This is a genomic window from Streptomyces fructofermentans (assembly GCF_014651055.1).
GTDB lineage: Bacteria > Actinomycetota > Actinomycetes > Streptomycetales > Streptomycetaceae > Streptomyces > Streptomyces fructofermentans.
Genome location: NZ_BMWD01000012.1, coordinates 108,758 through 126,366, shown reverse-complemented (window position 1 = coordinate 126,366; position 17,609 = coordinate 108,758). Strand labels below are relative to the sequence as shown.

General features: G+C 75.0%; 15 protein-coding genes. 7 read left to right on the top strand and 8 right to left on the bottom strand.

The window, feature by feature from the left end; translation table 11 throughout:
• Positions 1-20: 20 nt before the first annotated feature.
• The 3 genes from IE265_RS18560 to IE265_RS18550 form a co-directional block, all read right to left on the bottom strand.
• Positions 21-860 (bottom strand): heme ABC transporter ATP-binding protein, encoded by an 840-nt coding sequence (locus IE265_RS18560; protein WP_373302984.1) that lies wholly within the window; start codon positions 858-860, stop codon positions 21-23.
• A complete protein-coding gene (locus tag IE265_RS18555; protein ID WP_190036796.1) occupies positions 851-1,861 on the bottom strand; it encodes a FecCD family ABC transporter permease in 1,011 nt (336 codons plus the stop codon). Before IE265_RS18555 ends, IE265_RS18560 begins: the two co-directional genes overlap by 10 nt.
• A gap of 209 nt (positions 1,862-2,070) precedes the next feature.
• On the bottom strand, positions 2,071-3,084 hold the full coding sequence (locus IE265_RS18550) for a heme/hemin ABC transporter substrate-binding protein (RefSeq protein ID WP_190036718.1): 1,014 nt from the start codon (positions 3,082-3,084) through the stop codon (positions 2,071-2,073).
• Positions 3,085-3,334: 250 nt separating this feature from the next.
• On the opposite strand from IE265_RS18550, the gene IE265_RS18545 reads away from it, so the two are divergent.
• The 3 genes from IE265_RS18545 to IE265_RS18535 all read left to right on the top strand — a co-directional run bounded on the left by IE265_RS18545 (position 3,335) and on the right by IE265_RS18535 (position 7,098).
• Positions 3,335-4,816 (top strand): HtaA domain-containing protein, encoded by a 1,482-nt coding sequence (locus IE265_RS18545; protein ID WP_190036717.1) that lies wholly within the window; start codon positions 3,335-3,337, stop codon positions 4,814-4,816.
• A gap of 59 nt (positions 4,817-4,875) precedes the next feature.
• Complete coding sequence (locus tag IE265_RS18540; RefSeq protein ID WP_190036716.1) at positions 4,876-6,366, top strand: HtaA domain-containing protein; 1,491 nt, start codon at positions 4,876-4,878, stop codon at positions 6,364-6,366.
• Between the two features lie 87 nt (positions 6,367-6,453).
• The gene (locus tag IE265_RS18535) at positions 6,454-7,098 is read left to right on the top strand and encodes a PhzF family phenazine biosynthesis protein (RefSeq protein WP_190036715.1); all 645 of its coding nucleotides are present in this window, start codon (positions 6,454-6,456) and stop codon (positions 7,096-7,098) included.
• Between the two features lie 79 nt (positions 7,099-7,177).
• Here the strand turns inward: IE265_RS18535 and IE265_RS18530 are convergent, their stop codons facing one another.
• Positions 7,178-7,837, bottom strand: a complete 660-nt coding sequence (locus tag IE265_RS18530; protein ID WP_190036714.1) for a biliverdin-producing heme oxygenase — start codon at positions 7,835-7,837, stop codon at positions 7,178-7,180.
• Between the two features lie 205 nt (positions 7,838-8,042).
• Positions 8,043-8,900 carry a type I methionyl aminopeptidase gene (gene map, locus IE265_RS18525; protein WP_190036713.1) on the bottom strand — a complete coding sequence of 286 codons (858 nt, stop codon included), beginning with the start codon at positions 8,898-8,900 and terminating at the stop codon, positions 8,043-8,045.
• Positions 8,901-8,961: 61 nt separating this feature from the next.
• Here map and IE265_RS18520 point away from each other — a divergent pair, with 61 nt between their 5' ends.
• Positions 8,962-9,192, top strand: coding sequence for a hypothetical protein (locus IE265_RS18520; RefSeq protein ID WP_190036712.1), 231 nt, complete (start codon positions 8,962-8,964; stop codon positions 9,190-9,192).
• Between the two features lie 259 nt (positions 9,193-9,451).
• Here the strand turns inward: IE265_RS18520 and IE265_RS18515 are convergent, their stop codons facing one another.
• Both IE265_RS18515 and IE265_RS18510 read right to left on the bottom strand, forming a co-directional pair.
• Positions 9,452-10,723: an MFS transporter gene (locus IE265_RS18515; RefSeq protein WP_190036795.1), complete on the bottom strand. Its 1,272-nt coding sequence runs from the start codon at positions 10,721-10,723 to the stop codon at positions 9,452-9,454.
• Positions 10,724-10,901: 178 nt separating this feature from the next.
• On the bottom strand, positions 10,902-11,504 hold the full coding sequence (locus IE265_RS18510) for a hypothetical protein (protein ID WP_190036711.1): 603 nt from the start codon (positions 11,502-11,504) through the stop codon (positions 10,902-10,904).
• A 432-nt stretch (positions 11,505-11,936) separates the two neighbouring features.
• On the opposite strand from IE265_RS18510, the gene npdG reads away from it, so the two are divergent.
• Positions 11,937-12,641, top strand: coding sequence for an NADPH-dependent F420 reductase (gene npdG, locus IE265_RS18505; protein ID WP_190036710.1), 705 nt, complete (start codon positions 11,937-11,939; stop codon positions 12,639-12,641).
• Between the two features lie 291 nt (positions 12,642-12,932).
• Entirely contained in the window at positions 12,933-13,118 is a 186-nt protein-coding gene (locus tag IE265_RS18500) for a hypothetical protein (RefSeq protein WP_190036709.1), read from the top strand.
• A gap of 131 nt (positions 13,119-13,249) precedes the next feature.
• Here IE265_RS18500 and IE265_RS18495 read toward each other — a convergent pair whose 3' ends face one another.
• Positions 13,250-14,050 carry a site-2 protease family protein gene (locus IE265_RS18495; RefSeq protein WP_190036708.1) on the bottom strand — a complete coding sequence of 267 codons (801 nt, stop codon included), beginning with the start codon at positions 14,048-14,050 and terminating at the stop codon, positions 13,250-13,252.
• A gap of 191 nt (positions 14,051-14,241) precedes the next feature.
• Here IE265_RS18495 and IE265_RS18490 point away from each other — a divergent pair, with 191 nt between their 5' ends.
• Positions 14,242-17,580, top strand: coding sequence for an AfsR/SARP family transcriptional regulator (locus IE265_RS18490; RefSeq protein ID WP_190036707.1), 3,339 nt, complete (start codon positions 14,242-14,244; stop codon positions 17,578-17,580).
• The last annotated feature ends 29 nt before the right edge of the window (positions 17,581-17,609 follow it).

The following is a 17,609-nucleotide window of genomic DNA, read 5'->3' as shown; positions in this document are numbered from 1 at the left end:
ACGCAACGGTCAAACCCGGGTCAAGAATCCCGCACCGGACTCACCAGGACATCCCCGGTGCGCGGGTGCGGGAACACCTCGACGGGCTGCTGGTAGACGTCCGACAGCAGACGGTCCGTGAAGACCCCGGCCGGCGGCCCGTCGGCCACCGCCCGCCCGGCGCGCAGGATCACGACGCGGTGCGCGTACGCGGCCGCGAGCCCCAGGTCGTGCAGCACCACGACCACCGCGTCGCCCGCCCGCGCGCGCTCCCGGCAGACCCGCAGCACCAGTTCCTGGTGGCGCAGGTCCAGCGCGGCGGTCGGCTCGTCGAGCAGCAGCAGCCGGGCGCGCTGGGCGAGCACCCGTGCGAGCGCGACCCGCGCCCGCTCGCCGCCGCTGAGCGCCGAGAACGGCCGGGCCGCGAAGTCCGCGGTCCCGGTCGCCGCCATGGCCGCGGCCACCGCGGGATCGTCCTCGTCCTCCAGGGCCGTCCCGGCCCAGGGCGCCCGGCCCATCCGTACGACCTCCTCGACCGCGAACGGGAAGGAGAGCGTGGCGGACTGGGGGAGGACGGCCCTGCGCAGCGCCAGTTCGCGCGCGGACCAGGCGTGCGCGGGTCGCCCGTGGACGCGTACGGTCCCCGAGGCGGCCGGGAGGTCGGCGGCGAGCGCGCCCAACAGGGTCGACTTGCCGGCGCCGTTGGGCCCGACCAGTGCCAGCACCTCGCCCGCACGGGCCGCCACGTCCACGCCGGCCAGCACCTCGCGCGTGCCCAGCCTGACGTGCAGTGCCTCCGCCTCGGCGAGCACGTCACCGGGACGCACGGGCTCCGGCGGCGCCGTGCGCGCGCCTGGCAGTCCGAACAGCCTCACGCCCAGCCTCCTTGCCTGCGACGGGTCCTGCGCAGCAGCCAGAAGAAGAAGGGGCTGCCGAAGAGCGCGGTCAGCACGCCGAGCGGCAGCTCGGCGGGCTCCGCCACGGTCCGGGCCGCGAGGTCGCCCGCGAGGAGCACCACCGCGCCGCCCAGGGCACTGCCGGGGATGAGGAACCGGTGGCCCGGGCCCGCGGCCATCCGCAGCAGGTGCGGAACGACGAGTCCCACGAAGCCGATGACACCGGAGACGCTGACGGCCGCGGCCGTCAGCAGCGCGACCACCAGCACCAGGACGACACGCAGCCGTTCGACGTCCACGCCCAAGTGCCGGGCGGGCCGCTCGCCGAGTGCCAGCAGGTCCAGTCTCCGCGCGTGGAGGGGAGCGACGGCCAGGCCGACGGCCGCGCAGGGCAGCACCGCCAGCACCTTCGGCCACGTGGCCTGGGAGAGCGAGCCGAGCTGCCAGAAGGCGATCCGGTTCACCGCCGCGGTGTCCGCGAGGAAGATGAACAGGCCGATCAGCGCACCCGCGAAGGCGTTCACCGCGATACCGGTGAGGATCAGCGTCACGATCTCCGTACGTCCGCCCGAGCGGGACATCGTGTACACCAGCAGGGCCGTGCCGAGGCCCGCCGCGAAGGCGAACGCCGGGAGCGTCCAGGTGCCCAGGAAGCTCAGCCCCAGCGAGATCGCCGCGACCGCGCCGACCGCCGCGCCCGACGAGACGCCGATGACGCCCGGTTCGGCGAGCGGGTTGCCGAACACGCCCTGCATCAGGGCGCCCGCGCAGCCCAGTGAGGCGCCCACGAGCAGTGCGAGCACGATCCTCGGGAAGCGCACGTTCCACAGCACGGACTCCGGCACCCGGGCGAGTTCACCCCCGCCGAGCCCCGCGCGGTGCGCTACGGAGGAGAGGATGTCGCCCGGCGGGATCTCGTACGCGCCGAGCCCCGCCGACATCAGCGTGAGCAGGGCGAGGAGGAGGGTCAGGCCGGCGGCGAGCAGCCAGGGGACACCGCGGCGCGACCGTGCCGAGGACCACTCGCCGTGCCCGTTCGGCCCGTTCGGCCCGTCCGGTTCGTCCGGACGGGCGGGCCTGCCGTGTCCGCCCGGCTCCGCGGCGTCCGTCGCTCGTGCGGGTGCGCCGCCGGGGCCGGTCCGCGCGCCGCCGGCCGGCGGCGGGGGCCCGGGCGCGGGGTCCTTGCCGGTCACGGTCACGGCGTGTCCCCGTACAACTGGTCGACGATCGAGGTGAGGACCCGGTCCGTGCGGGGGCCGTAGTTGAGGAGGACGCCGTCCTCGATCGCGACGACCCGGCGGTTCATGCCCGCGGGCGTCTGGGCGACGCCGGGGATCTCGACGAGTCCGTCCACGCCGCCGACGGACTCCAGTCCCTTGGACATCACGAGGATCGCGTCGGGGGCCGCGCCGGAGAGGGCCTCCGTGGTGATCGCGGTGAAGTCCTTCCGCAGACCGGACTCGGCGCCCGCGTCCACGGCGCCCGCCGCTTCGAGCAGCGAGGTGGCTCCCGAGCCCCGGCCGCCGATCAGATGGACCGAGGCGGAGCCGCGCAGGTAGAGGAAGGCGACACGCGGCCGGTCGCCGCGGCGCGGAATGCCCTTGCGCACGGCGGCGATCCGCTGCTCGGAGCGCTCGGTCAGCTCCTTGCCCGCTGCCGGCACGCCGAGCGCGCGGGCGACGGCGCCGATGCGCGGGCCCACGTCGCCGAGGCCCCGCGCCGGGGCGACCACGAGGACCGGGACGCCCGCGTCGCGGATCTGGTCCATGGCCTCCTCGGGCCCCGTGGTGGCCTCCGCGAGCACGAGGTCCGGCTTCAGGGACAGCACGCTCTCCGCGGACACGTCGTGGTTGCGGGTGACCACCGGCAGCTTCCCGGCCTGGGCGAAGGTGGCGGTGATGTCACGGGCCACGACCCGGTCGCCGAGGCCGAGCGTGAAGACGATCTCGCTGAGGCTGCCGGAGAGCGGGACGACGCGCCGCGCGTCCCTGACCGTCACCTCGCGGCCGTCGGACGAGCGCACGGTGACCGGGAGTTGCGGCTCGGGCGGGTCCGCCAGGGGCTCCACGCGGTCGGCCGCCGCGGCGGGGCGTGCCGCGGTGTCCGACCCGCCGTCGGGTCCGCCCCCGCCGGGTCCGCCCCCGGAGCCGCAGCCCGTCGCCGTGAGCGCGAGCACCGACAGCAGTGCACCCGCCACTCGTGTACGCATGCGTCGCACTGTCGCGTCGTTCCTTTCGGTTCGCGGGGCACGCCCCGGTCCGCCGGTCGTGCCCGGCTGGGCGCCCGGGCCGCGGACGCGACCCCGACTTCCCTGCACCGGGGGGCCTTTGGCGCGTCCCGGCCCCTTCTGTCTCAACCGGCGCTTCCCGCACCGGCTCGCATAGCTTAGGTTAGCCTTACCTTTCTTGCCAGGATCGCATCGGGTCCGGCCGGAATCCGCCCGTCCCCGGAGGACCCCCATGCCCTCGCGACCGCGCGCCCTGCCACCGAGGCTGCGCCCACGCGGCGACTCGTTCCACGGTTCGCGTCCGGCCCCCGCCCGACTGCGGCTCGTGGTCGCCGCGTTGTGCGCGGCCGTGCTCGGAGCCCTGCTCCCCGCCGGCGCCGCCCACGCGCAGAGCCGCACCGTGCAGGGCGGCCGACTGGACTGGGGCATCAAGTCCTCGTTCCAGAGCTACGTGACAGGACCGGTGGCGAAGGGCGGCTTCTCCCTCACGGGAGGAGCCGCCACCGTCGGCGGCAGCCAGTTCCGCTTCCACTCGGCGACCGGTTCGTACGACGGCGCCTCGGGCGCCTTCTCCGCGGGCTTCTCCGGGGGTGTCCACTTCCTCGGGCACAAACAGGAGAACGGCGTCCACCAGCTCGACCTGACGATCAGCCGACCCACCGTCCGCCTCTCCGGGGGCGGCGGCACCCTGTACGTCGACATCACGAGCAGGGCGAAGGGCACCGGGGCGGTCACGACGTCCTCGCAGGTGCCCTTCGCCTCCCTCTCACTGGGCGGCGTCGACATGAGGGGCGGCGGCGACGCCGTCCGGATCGAGAACCTGCCCGCCACGCTGACCGCCCAGGGCGCGAGGTCGTTCGCCGGGTACTACACCGCGGGCACCGCCCTCGACCCGGTGAGCCTGTCCGCGGACGTCCGGCCGGCGGCCGCCGCCGAACCCTCGCGCACCGCGTCGCCCTCCCCGACGAAGTCCGGGAAGGAGAAGGGGGATCCGGGGCGGATCAAGGACGGTGCCGTCGACTGGGGCGTACGCCGCACCTTCCGCGAGTACGTCACCGGGGAGATCGCCCGGGGCGACTGGAAGCTCAGCGGGGGCGCCCAGGACGGCGGCGCGCTCTTCCGCTTCCCCGAGGGGTCGGGCACGTACGACGCGAAGCGGCGGACCCTTGAAGCGACCTTCGCCGGAGCCGTCCGCTTCACCGGCGAACAGGGGCTCGACCTGAAGCTCGGCGCGGTCCGAGCCGAGGTCACGGACCGCGGCCGGGGCACGCTCTACGCCGACGTCACCAGCGCGGGCGACACGGACCGTAGGGTCCCGCTCGTCACCTTCACCGCGAAGGGGCTCACGGCGCGGGAGGGCCTCGCCTCGGTCACCGAGGCACCCGCGGAACTGACCGCCGAGGGCGCCGAGGCGTTCGGCGGGATGTACAGGGCGGGCACGCAGATGGACCCCGTCTCCCTCGCCGTCGCCCTGGCCGGCGGCGCCGAACTGCCCGCGCTGCCCGACCTCGGCAGCACGGAGTCCGCCACGCCGAAGGCCGCGCCGGCCGAGCGGACACCCGAACCCGGGGCCCGGGCCGCCGCGGGCGGAGCGGACTTCCCCGTCCTGCCCGTCGGCCTCGTGGCCGGCTCCCTCGTCGCGGCCGCGGCAGCCCTCGTGATCATCCGCAGGCGTCGCGCCGCACCGGCCGCCGACGCCCCCCAGGAGGACTGAGTCCTCTTCCCCCGTCCGCCCCGGCGGACTCCCGCACCGAACCAAGGAGACCCACCACCATGGCCGCCAACCGCCGCCGCCCCACAGCCCTCGCCGCCGCCTGCGCGACGGCCGTCACCCTGGGCGCCACCGCGCTCGCCGCGATGCCGGCGTCCGCCGCCGAGGTACCGCTCAAGGGCTACGAACTGACCTGGGGCATCAAGCAGTCCTACCGCGCGTACGTGACCGGCATGGCGGCCGGCGCCTTCACGCCCACGGGCGGCGCCACGCAGGCCAAGGACAACGGGGCGTTCACCTTCGCCGACGGCACGGGCACCTACGACTCCGAGGGCCACACCGTGGCGCTCGGCTTCGCCGGCAGCCTGAAGATCTCCTCCACGCTGCACGGCTTCGAACTCACCCTGTCCGACGTCAAGTTCGACAGCAAGGCCGCGAGGGTCACGGCCGACGTCACCCGCAACGGCACCACCTCCGACGACGTGCCGCTCGCCGAGGTCACCGTCACCCGCACGATGACCGACATGCCGACCAGGCTCACGACCCAGGCGGCGGACGTCTTCGGCAGCGCCGGCTACGCGAACGCGGCCGGGGACCCGCTCACGGTGGTGGAGAAGAAGACGCAGTCGCCGAGCCCGTCCGCCACGAACTCCACGAGCCCGTCGGCCTCCCCGTCGACGTCCACGTCCCCCAGCGCCTCCGCGAGCCCCTCGGCCGGCACCTCCGCCAACCCGTCGCACTCCGCCTCCACGAGCGCGTCGCCGACCGGCGCCCCCGCACGCGGGGAGGTCACCGACGGCACCCTCGGCTGGGGCGTGAAGCAGTCCTTCCGCACCTACGTGGTGGACGGTGCAGCCAAGGGGAGGATCACCGTCTCCGACGGGGCGACCCGGGCCGCGGGCAACGGGATCCTCACCTTCGTGGACGCCACCGGCACCTACGACACGGAGGCCGACACCCTGAAGGCGGCCTTCAAGGGCTCGGTCAACTTCAAGGGCCACAAGGAGAACGGCACCTACGGCCTCGACCTGACCCTCAGCGACCTCAGGGCCGAGATCGACGGCGGCTCGGGCACGCTCACGGCCGACGTGGACAGCCTCGGCGACAAGTCGGACGACGTGACCCTCGCCGAACTGAAGCCCGGGTCGGCCGACCTGAAGGCCAAGAACGACGTCATCACCCTCGACGACGTCACCGCCACCCTCACCAAGGCGGGCGCGGAGGCCTTCGGCGGCTTCTACCAGGCGGGCGCCGCCCTCGACCCCGTCGACCTGTCCGTCGCACTGTCCGAGGACGCCGACCTCCCGGGCACCGGCCCGGGCTCGTCCACCGGCACCTCGGGCGGTACGGGCGGCACCGGAGGAGCGGGGACGACCGGCGGCGCCGGCGCCACCGGCTCCACCACGGGCGGCGTGACCGGCGGTCTCGCCGCCACCGGCTCGGACGTTCCCGCGGGCGCCCTCGGCGCCGCGGCCGCCGTCACCGTCGCGGCGGGCGCGGGCGTCGTGCTCGCGGTGCGCCGCCGCCGGGGCACCGAATCCGCCCGGGCCTGACCCGAACGGGACGCACCCGGCCGCCGCCCCCACCGGGGCCGGCGGCCGGGTGCGCGCGTGCAGGTGGAGTGGTGTTTGAATGCCGGAGTGACTGATTACGACGTGCTGCGGGTCTTCTGCGGGCCCCGCGGAGGGTACGGCAACGAACTCGGTGTCGTACGGAACGGTTCCGTGGTGCCGGAGCCCGACGAGCGGCAGGCCCTCGCGGCCAAACTCGGCTTCAGCGAGACCGTCTTCGTCGACGACCCCGAGCGCGGGGTCATCGACATCTACACGCCCACCCTGCGGCTGCCCTTCGCCGGGCACCCGTGCGTCGGTACGGCCTGGCTCCTCGACGTACCCGAACTCGTCACGCCCGCGGGAGTGGTGGGGACCCGCCTGGACGGCGAGTTCAGCTGGATCGAGGCCCGCCCCGAGTGGGCCCCGCCGCGCACCCTGCGCCAGTACGGCACGGCCGCCGAGGTCGACGCGCTGGAGGTGCCGCCGCCGGGGGAGTGGATCTACGCGTGGGCCTGGGAGGACGAGGCGGCGGGCCGTGTCCGCGCCCGCGCCTTCCCCGGACGCGGCGACGGCATCGACGAGGACGAGGCGACGGGCGCCGCGGCACTGCTCCTGACGGACCGGCTCGGCCGTGCCCTGAACATCGTCCAGGGCACGGGCTCCCAGATCCTCACGGCCCCGCAGCCCGAGGGCTGGGTGGAAGTGGGCGGCCGGGTCGTCCTCGAACGCTGAACGCGGCGGACGCCCGTGCCCGGACGCCGCGGCGCCGGGGCACGGGCGTCCGTGCCGATGCCCCGTCGCGGGGCCCCGCTCACGCGCTCAGCCGGAACTCCTCGCCGAGGGCCTGGAAGACGCCGGTGTTCAGGGCGAACGCACGCTTGCACTCGGCGACCATCCGCTGCTTCTCCAGGTCGTCCGCCGCGACTGCGTCGAGCAGTTCGCGGTACTCCCGCTTGAACGCCGCGGGGTTGCCGATGCCCTCGAACACGTAGAACCGCACCCCGTCGCCCTTGCGGGCGAAGCCCCAGGTCTGCTCCGCCCTGCCGCGGATGATCTGGCCGCCCGAGAGGTCTCCGAGGTAGCGGGTGTAGTGGTGGGCCACATATCCGCCGCGCCAGGTGAGCGCGCACTCGGCGACCCGCGCCGCGTACTCCTCCGTCGCGGGCAGGGGCTCGAGACCGTCACGCCAGCCTTCGCCCCGCAGATGGGCGAGGTCGCGCTCCAGGGACGCGAGCCGCATCAGCTCGGGCCTGATGAACGGCCCCGCCACGGGGTCCGCGGCCAGCTCGTCCGCGCGGGCCTCCAGCGCGCGGTACACGAACCAGAGCTGCTCGGTGTAGCGGGCGTACGCGTCGACACCGAGCCTGCCGCCGAGCAGGTCGCTCATGAACGTCGAGGTCTCCGCCTCCACGTGCTGCTCGTGGGAGGCGGTGCGGATGAGCGTCGAGAACGGTGTGCTCGACGAGTTCATGGGGACCTCCGGGGCCGAAGGGTGGATGAGGGCCGGGCTCATCTTCTATGGTTAGGCTTACCTAAGTCAACAGCTTCCCGACGCCCTGTCGGTAAAACCGTACCCCGAATGCCCCGGGGACCCACATGGCGAAGCCGCCCACTCCGGTGGAAGTGGGCGGCTCGGGACGGACGGGGGCAGCCCGGGGCGCGGGCGGCCGTGCGGACTACGGCAGCGTGAGGATCTCCGCGCCGCTGTCCGTGACGACGAGCGTGTGCTCGAACTGCGCGGTCCGCTTCCGGTCCTTGGTGACGACCGTCCAGCCGTCGTCCCACATGTCGTAGTCGTGCGTGCCCAGCGTCAGCATCGGCTCGATGGTGAAGGTCATCCCCGGCTGGATGACGGTCGTCGCGTGCGGGCTGTCGTAGTGCGGGACGATCAGGCCGGAGTGGAACGACGAGTTGATGCCGTGCCCGGTGAAGTCCCGCACGACCCCGTACCCGAACCGCTTCGCGTACGACTCGATGACCCGTCCGATGATGTTGATCTGCCGGCCCGGCCGGACGGCCTTGATCGCGCGGTCCAGGGACTCGCGGGTCCGCTCGACGAGCAGCCGCGACTCCTCGTCCACGTCCCCGACGAGGTACGTGGCGTTGTTGTCGCCGTGCACGCCCCCGATGTACGCCGTCACGTCGAGGTTGATGATGTCGCCGTCACGCAGGACAGTGGAGTCCGGGATGCCGTGGCAGATGACCTCGTTCACGGAGGTGCACAGCGACTTCGGGAAGCCGCGGTAGCCGAGCGTGGACGGATAGGCGCCGTGGTCGCACATGTACTCGTGGGCGACCTGGTCCAGTTCGTCCGTGGTGACGCCGGGTGCGATCAGCTTCGCCGCCTCCGCCATCGCCCGCGCGGCGATACGGCCCGCGACGCGCATCGCCTCGACCGTCTCCGGGGACTGGACCTCGGGGCCGGTGTACGAGGCGGGGGCGGGCTTGCCCACGTACTCGGGACGCCTGATGTTTCCCGGCACGGGAAGGGTGGGAGAGAGCTCCCCTGGTACGAGCAGCGACTGGCCAGACATGCCAGCGAGTCTAACCAGCGCGTGGTGGGGGACGATGTCAGCGGCGAAAGGAGCCCGAGTCATGGCCCTGTTCAAGAAGCGGACGGTCGGGAAGCCGGGCGAGTGGTACTACTGCCTGGAGCACAAGAAGGTCGAGGAGGGCCCCGACTGCCCGGGCAAGGACCGTTTCGGACCGTACCCGTCCCGCGTCGAGGCCCAGAACGCGATGGACACCGCCCGCGAGCGCAACCTCGAATGGGAGAACGACCCCCGCTGGCACGACTCCGCGGCCCGCGGCAAGGACGACGACTGACACCGGCCGCCCCTCACGGGGCGAGGGGTCCGGCGCCACCCTGGTCCCGGGCCGTTCCCGCGCCCCGGTCCGACCCGGCCCCGCCGGGCACCTCCGGCCCGGGGCCGGCCGCAGCGTGCGGGACTCCCCTGCGGGGTGCGGGGTGCGGGGTGCCGGGTGAGGTGGGGGCGGCCGGTCCGGGAACGGCCCGGGGCGCCGAATCCGGGTCGGCCGGTCGGGGCCGGGGGAGGCCCCGGGGCGCGCACCCGGACGGTGGGGGTCACGTGCCGGCGCCCGCGGCCTCCCGCGCCTGCTTCAGCCGCACGGCGTGCTCGTTCGTCCGTACGTCGTACGCCATCAGCCGGGGAAGGCACAGCGCGAGCGCCCCGACCGCCGCCACGCACAGCACGCCGCCGGCCCACACCGACGTCCGTACGCTCGTCCACGCGGCCATCCCGCCGGCCCGGACCTGGCCCAGCTGCGGCCCGACGGAGTACGAGAGCAGCTCGATCCCGGCCAAACGGCCCCGCAACTCGTCCGGGATCGTCTGGTTCCACATCGCCGCACGGAAGATCCCGCTGACCATGTCGAAACAGCCGGCGAGGGTCAGGAGGAGCAGCACCGGCCACACGCTGTGCACGGCCCCCGCGGCCACCATCGACAGGCCCCAGCACGCCGCCGCCAGCACCACCGCCCGCCCGTGCCGGTGGACCCGCGAGGTCCAGCCGCTCGTCAGGCTCACCAGCAGTGCCCCGGCGGGCAGCGCCGCGTACATCAGGCCCAGCGACCACTCGGCGTCCAGCTCGTCCGCCAGGAAGGGCAGCACCGCCAGCGGGAAGGCGAGGAACATGGCGGCCAGGTCGATGGCGTAGGTGCCCAGCAGCTCCTTGCGGCTCCAGGCGTACCGCGCCCCCTCCGCGATGGAGCGCAGCGACGGCTTCGCGGCCTCGTGGGCGGCGGGCGAGGCGGCGAGACCGAGGGCGAGCAGCACCGACACCACGAAGGTGGCGAGGTCCGCGGCGTAGGCCCAGCCGAGGCCCGCGTACGCGACGACGAGGCCGGCGGCTGCGGGACCCGCGACACCGCCGACCGTCCAGCGCAGCGAGTTGAGCGCGGCGGCGGCGGGCAGGTGCTCGTGCCGCACGATGCGCGGGGTGAGCGCGTCCAGGGCCGGCCGCTGCACCGCGACGAGCGCGGAGGAGAGCGCGGCCACCGCGTACAGCGGCCACACCAGGGGCTCCGGCAGCAGCGCGTTGACCAGCAGCGCGCCGCAGAGGAGCCCCTGCCCCGCCTCCGACCACAGGATCAGCCGGCGCTTGTCCAGGGCGTCCGCGAGGGCCCCGCCGTACAGGCCGAAGACGATCAGCGGCAGGAGTTCCACGGCGCCGATCGCGCCGACGGCGACCACCGACCCGGTCAGTTCCTTCATCTGCACGGGCAGCGCCACGAACGTCAGGAAGCTGCCGAAGTTGGTGACGAGCCCGGCCACCCACAGCCGTCTGAAGTCGGCGGAGGTCCGCCAGGGGGCCAGGTCGGGCAGCAGCGACCGCAGCCGCGAGGGGGCCGGACCGGGATCGGGGACCGGCGCCGGGGCGGGAGCGGTGGCGTCGGCCCCGGGGTCGGCGGGGTCGGCTGGACCGGCGGTGTCGGGAGAAGGGTGTGTCACGACGGGCCATCGTCCGTCCCGCCCCCGGCCGGGGCAAACGCTTTTCCGGGGCGGGGCCGTCACCTCACCAGCGGGCGGGCGGCGGTGACGTCAGGCGGTCGGCGAGCCGTGACAGCCGGTCCCGCACCCGACTGCGTCCCCGCGGCGCGGGCAGCGCGTTCTCCCCGGCGGCCGCGCTCACCAGGTGCTGCACGGTGTCCAGGTCGAGGTCCTGGCCGGGCGGCACCGCCAGCGCCTCGTGCGCCATCGCGTGCAGGTCGTGGTCGCCGGAGTCCAGCGCGAGCACGGTCGCTCCGGCCCGGCGGGCGTCGTGGACCCGCTCCAGGAGTGGCGCACCCGGCGCCCCGGGCGCGACGACCAGCAGGGTCTCGCCCCGCCTGGCCGCCTCGATCCGGCCGAGCCCCACCGCCAGATGGGCCGGGTCACCGGGCCGTGCCGCGTGCCGCACGAGCGTCGGCGCCAGTTCCGGCGTCCCCGACCAGGCCGCCTCGTCCACCAGATGCGCGGCCAGGTGCCACGGTTCGGACTCCGCCGTCCCCACCAGCAGCAGCCCGCCCCCGTGCGGCAGCACCGAGGAGCGCAGCGCCCCCGCGAACCGCCGGGTGGCGCCCAGCCACTCGGTTCCGGCGAGCACTTCGCGCAGCAGGGCGACCCGTACGGCATCCATGACCACGCATCCTGCCGCAACGGGCCGCCCGCCGTGCGGGGTTCGCGATGGATTCGCCCGGTCCGGGCGGAGTGTCCGGCCCGGCCGTACGGACAGGGTGCGCGGACCGGGTGCGCGGGGCCGCGCCGACGACGCCCCGACGGTCGCGCGGCCCCCGCGGCGGGGGGCCGCCCGGTCTCGTGGCCGCGCGCCGGCCAACTCCGCCGCCACGGCGCCCACTTCGGAGCAGCCCCGCGCACCCCGCCGCTCCCGCGGCCCGTTCCGCCGCGCCCGCGCCGGAGTCCGCGGCCCTGCCGGCGGCGAGGCGCGGCAGCCGGACTCCCGTACGGCTGGGGCGGCTTCGGAGCACGCGGGGCACCGGCCCGCCGGCAGGTCCCGTGACGGCTCCCACCTGAGCGCCGCGGACGCGGGCCGCGCACGTAAGGTCGGCCCATGACCTCTACTGACAGCGCACAGAAGGCCCCCGCGAAGGACCCCTGGGACCTTCCCGACGTCTCCGGGCTCGTCGTCGGTGTCCTCGGCGGCACCGGTCCGCAGGGCAAGGGCCTCGCCTACCGGCTGGCCCTGGCCGGCCAGAAGGTGATCATCGGCTCGCGGGCCGCCGAGCGGGCCGCGGCCGCGGCCGACGAACTCGGCCACGGCGTCGAGGGCGCGGACAACGCCGAGACCGCGCGCCGCAGCGACATCGTCATCGTCGCCGTGCCGTGGGACGGCCACGGCCGGACGCTGGAGTCACTGCGCGCGGAGCTGGCCGGCAAGCTCGTCGTCGACTGCGTCAACCCGCTGGGCTTCGACAAGAAGGGCGCGTACGCGCTGAAGCCCGAGGAGGGCAGCGCGGCCGAGCAGGCCGCCGCCCTGCTGCCCGAGTCCCGGGTGACGGCCGCCTTCCACCACCTCTCCGCGGTGCTGCTCCAGGACCCGGGGATCGCCGAGATCGACACCGACGTGATGGTCCTCGGCGAGGAGAGGGCGGACGTCGAGATCGTGCAGGCGCTGGCCGGGCGCATCCCCGGGATGCGCGGCATCTTCGCCGGGCGGCTGCGCAACGCCCACCAGGTCGAGTCGCTGGTCGCGAACCTCATCTCGGTCAACCGGCGGTACAAGGCCCACGCGGGCCTGCGCCTGACCGACGTGTAGGGCGGCACACCCGTCGCACGCCTCCCGCCGCCCGCCCCGGACAAGCGGTCCCGGGGCGGGGCGGGGCGGGGCGAACGGAGGGCGGCGAGGGCGGCTCCGGCGGCCGGTCCGTGGCGGCCTCGCGACGGGGCGGACCCGGGACGGGCCCGGACGCCGGGCAGGCGGCTCACCCGTGCGCCGCGCGGCCCGGGCCCACGGCCCGCCCGTCGGGGCCGGGGCCACCGGCGCGACCCGCAGCGGGCGTGGGGGACACTGGAGCGAAGCAGTGTCCCCCCGACAGGAGCCCGACCCATGCCCCGACTCTCCCTCTACGCCCTCGTCGTCTGCGTGCTCGCCGTCGCCGCGGCCGTCGTCTCCTTCGCCCAGGGGAGCTGGCTGGGGATCGTCTGGGTGCTGCTCGCCGGACTGTCGTCCAACATGACCTGGTACTACCTGCGCAGGGACCGCATCCGGCGCGGCACCTCCGTCACCGGCTGAGCCCGGGGCCACCCGTCCGGGCCCGCGCGCACCGGCCGGCCGCGCACGCCACCGGCCGCACGCCACCCGACGGCCGCACGCCCCCGCCGCGAGCGCGCGTCAGGACCGGCCGCGCATCGCGGCCGCGCGCGTCAGCGGCCGACCACGCAGAACTGGTCGGTCTGCGTCCAGAAACGGTAGAGGTTCTGTCCGCAGTACGTGCGCAGCTCGTCGATGCCGAGGCCGCGCAGGAGCGCGTCGACCGCGTCGAAGAACACGCCGTTCACCGCGGGGATCCACAGCACCGCGAACACCAGGAGCAGCCCGAACGGCGCCAGCGGCTCCACCTGCCGGCGGACCTGGTACGACAGCCAGGGCTCGATCACGCCGTAGCCGTCCAGGCCGGGGACCGGCAGGAAGTTCAGCAGCGCGGCCGTCACCTGGAGCAGCGCCAGGAACGCCAGCGCGAACTGGAACTCGGCCGGCACACCGTCCAGCGCGTCCAGCCAGAACGGGGCCGTGCAGACCACGGCGAACAGCACGTTCGTCAGCGGGCCCGCCGCGGAGATCAGGCTGTGCCGCCACCGCCCCCTGATGCGGTTCCGCTCGATGAAGACGGCGCCGCCCGGCAGGCCGATGCCGCCCATGATGACGAAGATCACGGGCAGCACGATGCTCAGCAGCGCGTGCGTGTACTTCAGCGGGTTCAGGGTCAGATAGCCCTTCGCGCCGATCGAGATGTCGCCGCTGTGCAGGGCGGTGCGCGCGTGCGCGTACTCGTGCAGGCACAGGGACACGATCCAGGCGGCCGTCACGAACAGGAAGACGGCCACCCCCGGCTGCTCGGCGAAGCCGGTCCAGGTGGCCCATCCGGTGACCGCCATCACGGCCACGATCCCGATGAAGACGGGGCTGATCCGCCGGTCGCTGTGCCGGGTGGTGGCGGTGGTCATGGGGTCGGGCTCCCTGCGTCGGCGCGGCGGTTCGTCCTGATGGGCGTGCCCGACCGTACCGGGCGTATGCCGAAAACGTCTCGCGATCCGCTGTGAGTTCCGGCAGGGTGGACCGGTCTTCCCGTCCCGTAGGACGTCCCGGGCGCCACGCCGCCGGAACCCCGCGCCCCGCCCCGAAGCCACCGGAGACAATGGACCTCGTGCGCTACCGCATCCTCGGCACCACCCAGGCTCTCCGTCCCGACGGCACGCCCCTCCCCGTCGGCGGGGCACGGTTGCGCGCCCTGCTGACCGTGCTCGCCCTGAGACCGGGCCGGACCGTGCCCGCGGCCGTGCTGGTGGACGAGGTGTGGGGCGCCGACCGGCCGGCCGACGCCACGGGCGCGCTCCAGGCGCTGGTGGGCCGTCTGCGCCGGGCCCTGGGCGCCGACGCGATCGGTTCCGCCGAGGGCGGCTACCGGCTGCGCGCGTCGGCCGACGACATCGACCTGCTCCGCTTCGAGCGGCTCGTGGACGAGGGCACCCGGGCCCTGGCCGACGCCGACCCGCACAAGGCGGCGGCCGTCCTGGACGACGCCCTCGCCCTGTGGCGCGGTCCCGCGCTGGCGGACCTCCCCGACGGCGCCGCCGAGTCGGCCCGCTGGGAGGCCCGCAGGCTCGACGCCCGCCGGGCCCGCCTCACCGCGTCGCTCGCCCTCGGCCGGGCGGACCGCGCCCTTCCCGAGCTGACCGCCCTGTGCGACACCCACCCGCTCGACGAGTCCCTCCAACTGCTGCGCCTGCGCGCCCTGCGCGACACGGGCCGCACGGCCGAGGCACTCGCCGGCTACGAGTCCGTACGCAAGCTCATGGCGGACCGGCTCGGCACCGACCCCGGGCCGCATCTGCGGGAACTGCACGGCGAGTTGCTGCGGGGCGCCACCGGCCCCGCGCCGGCCGGTACGACCCCGGTCCCGGCGGCGGGGGCCGTCGGGGGGCCGGACACGGACCGGACCACCCGGCCCGATCCGCGGGAGCGCGGCGCGGCCCGCGGCAACCTGCGTGCCCGGCTCACCTCGTTCGTCGGGCGCACCACCGATCTGGAGACCATCCGCGGCGACCTCGCGGGCGCCCGGCTCGTCACGTTGCTGGGACCCGGCGGCGCCGGCAAGACACGGCTCTCCCAGGAGGCGGGGGAGGGCGTCCCGGTGCCCGACGGCGTGTGGCTGGCCGAACTGGCACCCGTCGACGACCCGGAGGCGGTGCCCGAGGCCGTGCTCACCGCGGTCGGGGCCCGCGAGACCGTGCTGCGCGGCGCCGGGGCCGAGGAGATGCGGGTGGTCACCGACCGGAACGACGACCCGCTGGTCCGGCTCACCGAGCACTGCGCCAAGCGCCGCATGCTGCTCATCCTCGACAACTGCGAGCACGTCGTGGACGCCGCGGCCCGGCTCGTCGAGCAGCTCCTGGAACGCTGCCCGGGACTGACCGTCCTCGCCACGAGCCGCGAACCCCTCGGTGTGCCGGGCGAGTTGCTGCGGCCGGTGGAACCCCTGCCGCAGCCGTACGCGCTGCGGCTGCTCGCCGACCGGGGAGCGTCCGCCCGCCCCGGTTTCCGGGTGGACGACGACCCGGAGGCGGCAGCCGAGATCTGCCGGCGGCTGGACGGACTGCCCCTCGCCATCGAACTCGCCGCAGCCCGGCTGCGGATGCTCACCCTGCGGCAGATCGCCGACCGGCTCGACGACCGGTTCAGGCTGCTCACCTCGGGCAGCCGGACCGTCCTGCCGCGCCAGCAGACCCTGCGCGCGGTCGTCGACTGGTCCTGGGACCTCCTCGACGCGGACGAGCGGGACGTCCTGCGGCGGCTGTCCGTCTTCGCCGGCGGCTGCGACCTGGCCGCGGCCGAGGCGGTCTGCGGGCCGGCCGCGCTGGAGGCACTCGGCTCGCTGGTCGACAAGTCCCTGGTCGTGGCGGCCCCTTCGCCCGCCGCCGCGGACGAGGGCGCCATGCGCTACCGACTCCTGGAGACCGTCGCCGAGTACGCCGGGGAGCGGCTCGACGAGGCCGGGGACCGCACCGCCGCGGAGCGCGCCCACCTCACGTACTACCGCGAACTCGCCCGCACCACCGACCCGCTGCTGCGCGGCCCCGGGCAGCGCGAGGCCGTCGAGCGGCTCCAGCTGGAGAGCGAGAACACCCGGGCCGCGCTGCAGCACGCGGTGGCCGCCGGGGACGAGCAGGAGGCGCTCTGCCTGGTCCTGTCCCTCGCCTGGTACTGGCAGATCCGCGACCTGCGGCTGATCACCCGCAGCTGGACCCGCGAGGTCGCCGCCCTCGGCCCCGACCCGTTCGCGCCGCCCGGCGAACGCGCGACCCCCCTGTACGAGTCCTGCACCGCGGCCCCGCCGCCGATGCGCCCCGAGGTCCTCGCCGAGGCGCGGCGGGGCCTGCACCTCCTCCATCTCGCCTGCATGGACCTGGACCTGGAGTTCTGGCAGACCCCGGAGGCCGAGGCCCGGCTGCGGGTCGTCACGCGGACCTACGAACCGGGCTTCCCGCAGGTCTGCCGCAACCCCGGCTACCTCTGGTTCTTCGCCGTACTGCTCACCGGCGACCTGGACCGGCTGCGCCACGTGGTCGACGCCGGCGTCGAGAGCTGCCGCGACCTCGGCTACACCTGGGAACTCGCCGTCGCCCTCCAGATGCGCGCCAACATCCTGGCCAACCGCTCCGACTGGGCGGGCGACGCGACCCGCGACGCCGAGGAGTCACTGGAGATCTTCGTCCGGATCGGGGACGCCTGGGGGGCCGCCGAGGCGCTGTCCGCCCGCGGCGAGGCCCATGAGCGGCAGGGTGCGTACGCGCTCGCGGCCGACGACTACCAGGCGGCCATCACGCATGTAGAACGCCTCGGCGCGCGCTCCCAGTTGGCCGTGCTCGGCTCGCGCCTCGGCAACGCCCTCATCGACGCGGGCGAGACCGTACGGGGCGAGCGGATGCTGCGCGACGTCCTGGAGGAGGGCCACGGCGTGCTCAACGAGGCGATGCCCGCCGCCCGGCTCTTCCTCGCGATCTGGCTCGGCCGCAGCGGCCGGTTCGCCGAGGCCCGCGAGCAGACGGTGCTGCTGCGGGACGACTTCGGCGCCGTGCACTTCGTGGTCTTCGAGGGCTTCGTCCTCGGTGTGGAGGGCTGGATCGACACCCTGGAGGGCCTGCACGACGAGGCACTGGTCAAGGTGCGCGCCGCCCTGACCCACGCCCAGGACCCGGTGGCCCGGATGGTCGGCCCGCACATGGCCTCCACGCATCTGCTCACCGCGGCAATGGCGCTGTGCGGCGCCGAGGGCGGCCGCGCGCGGGACGCCGCCCGCTGCGTCGGCGCCGCCGACCACCTGCTGCCCCCGGGCCACCACCGCGGGCCCACCGAGAGCGAGATGCGGGCGGCGGCCGAGACGGCGGTACGGGCCGCCCTGGGCGACGACGCCTACGAGGCGGCGTACGCGGAGGGCGGCGGCCTCTCCGTGGAGGAGGCCGCCGCCCTGGTCTGACGACGCGGACCGCCGCGACGGCGCCCGCC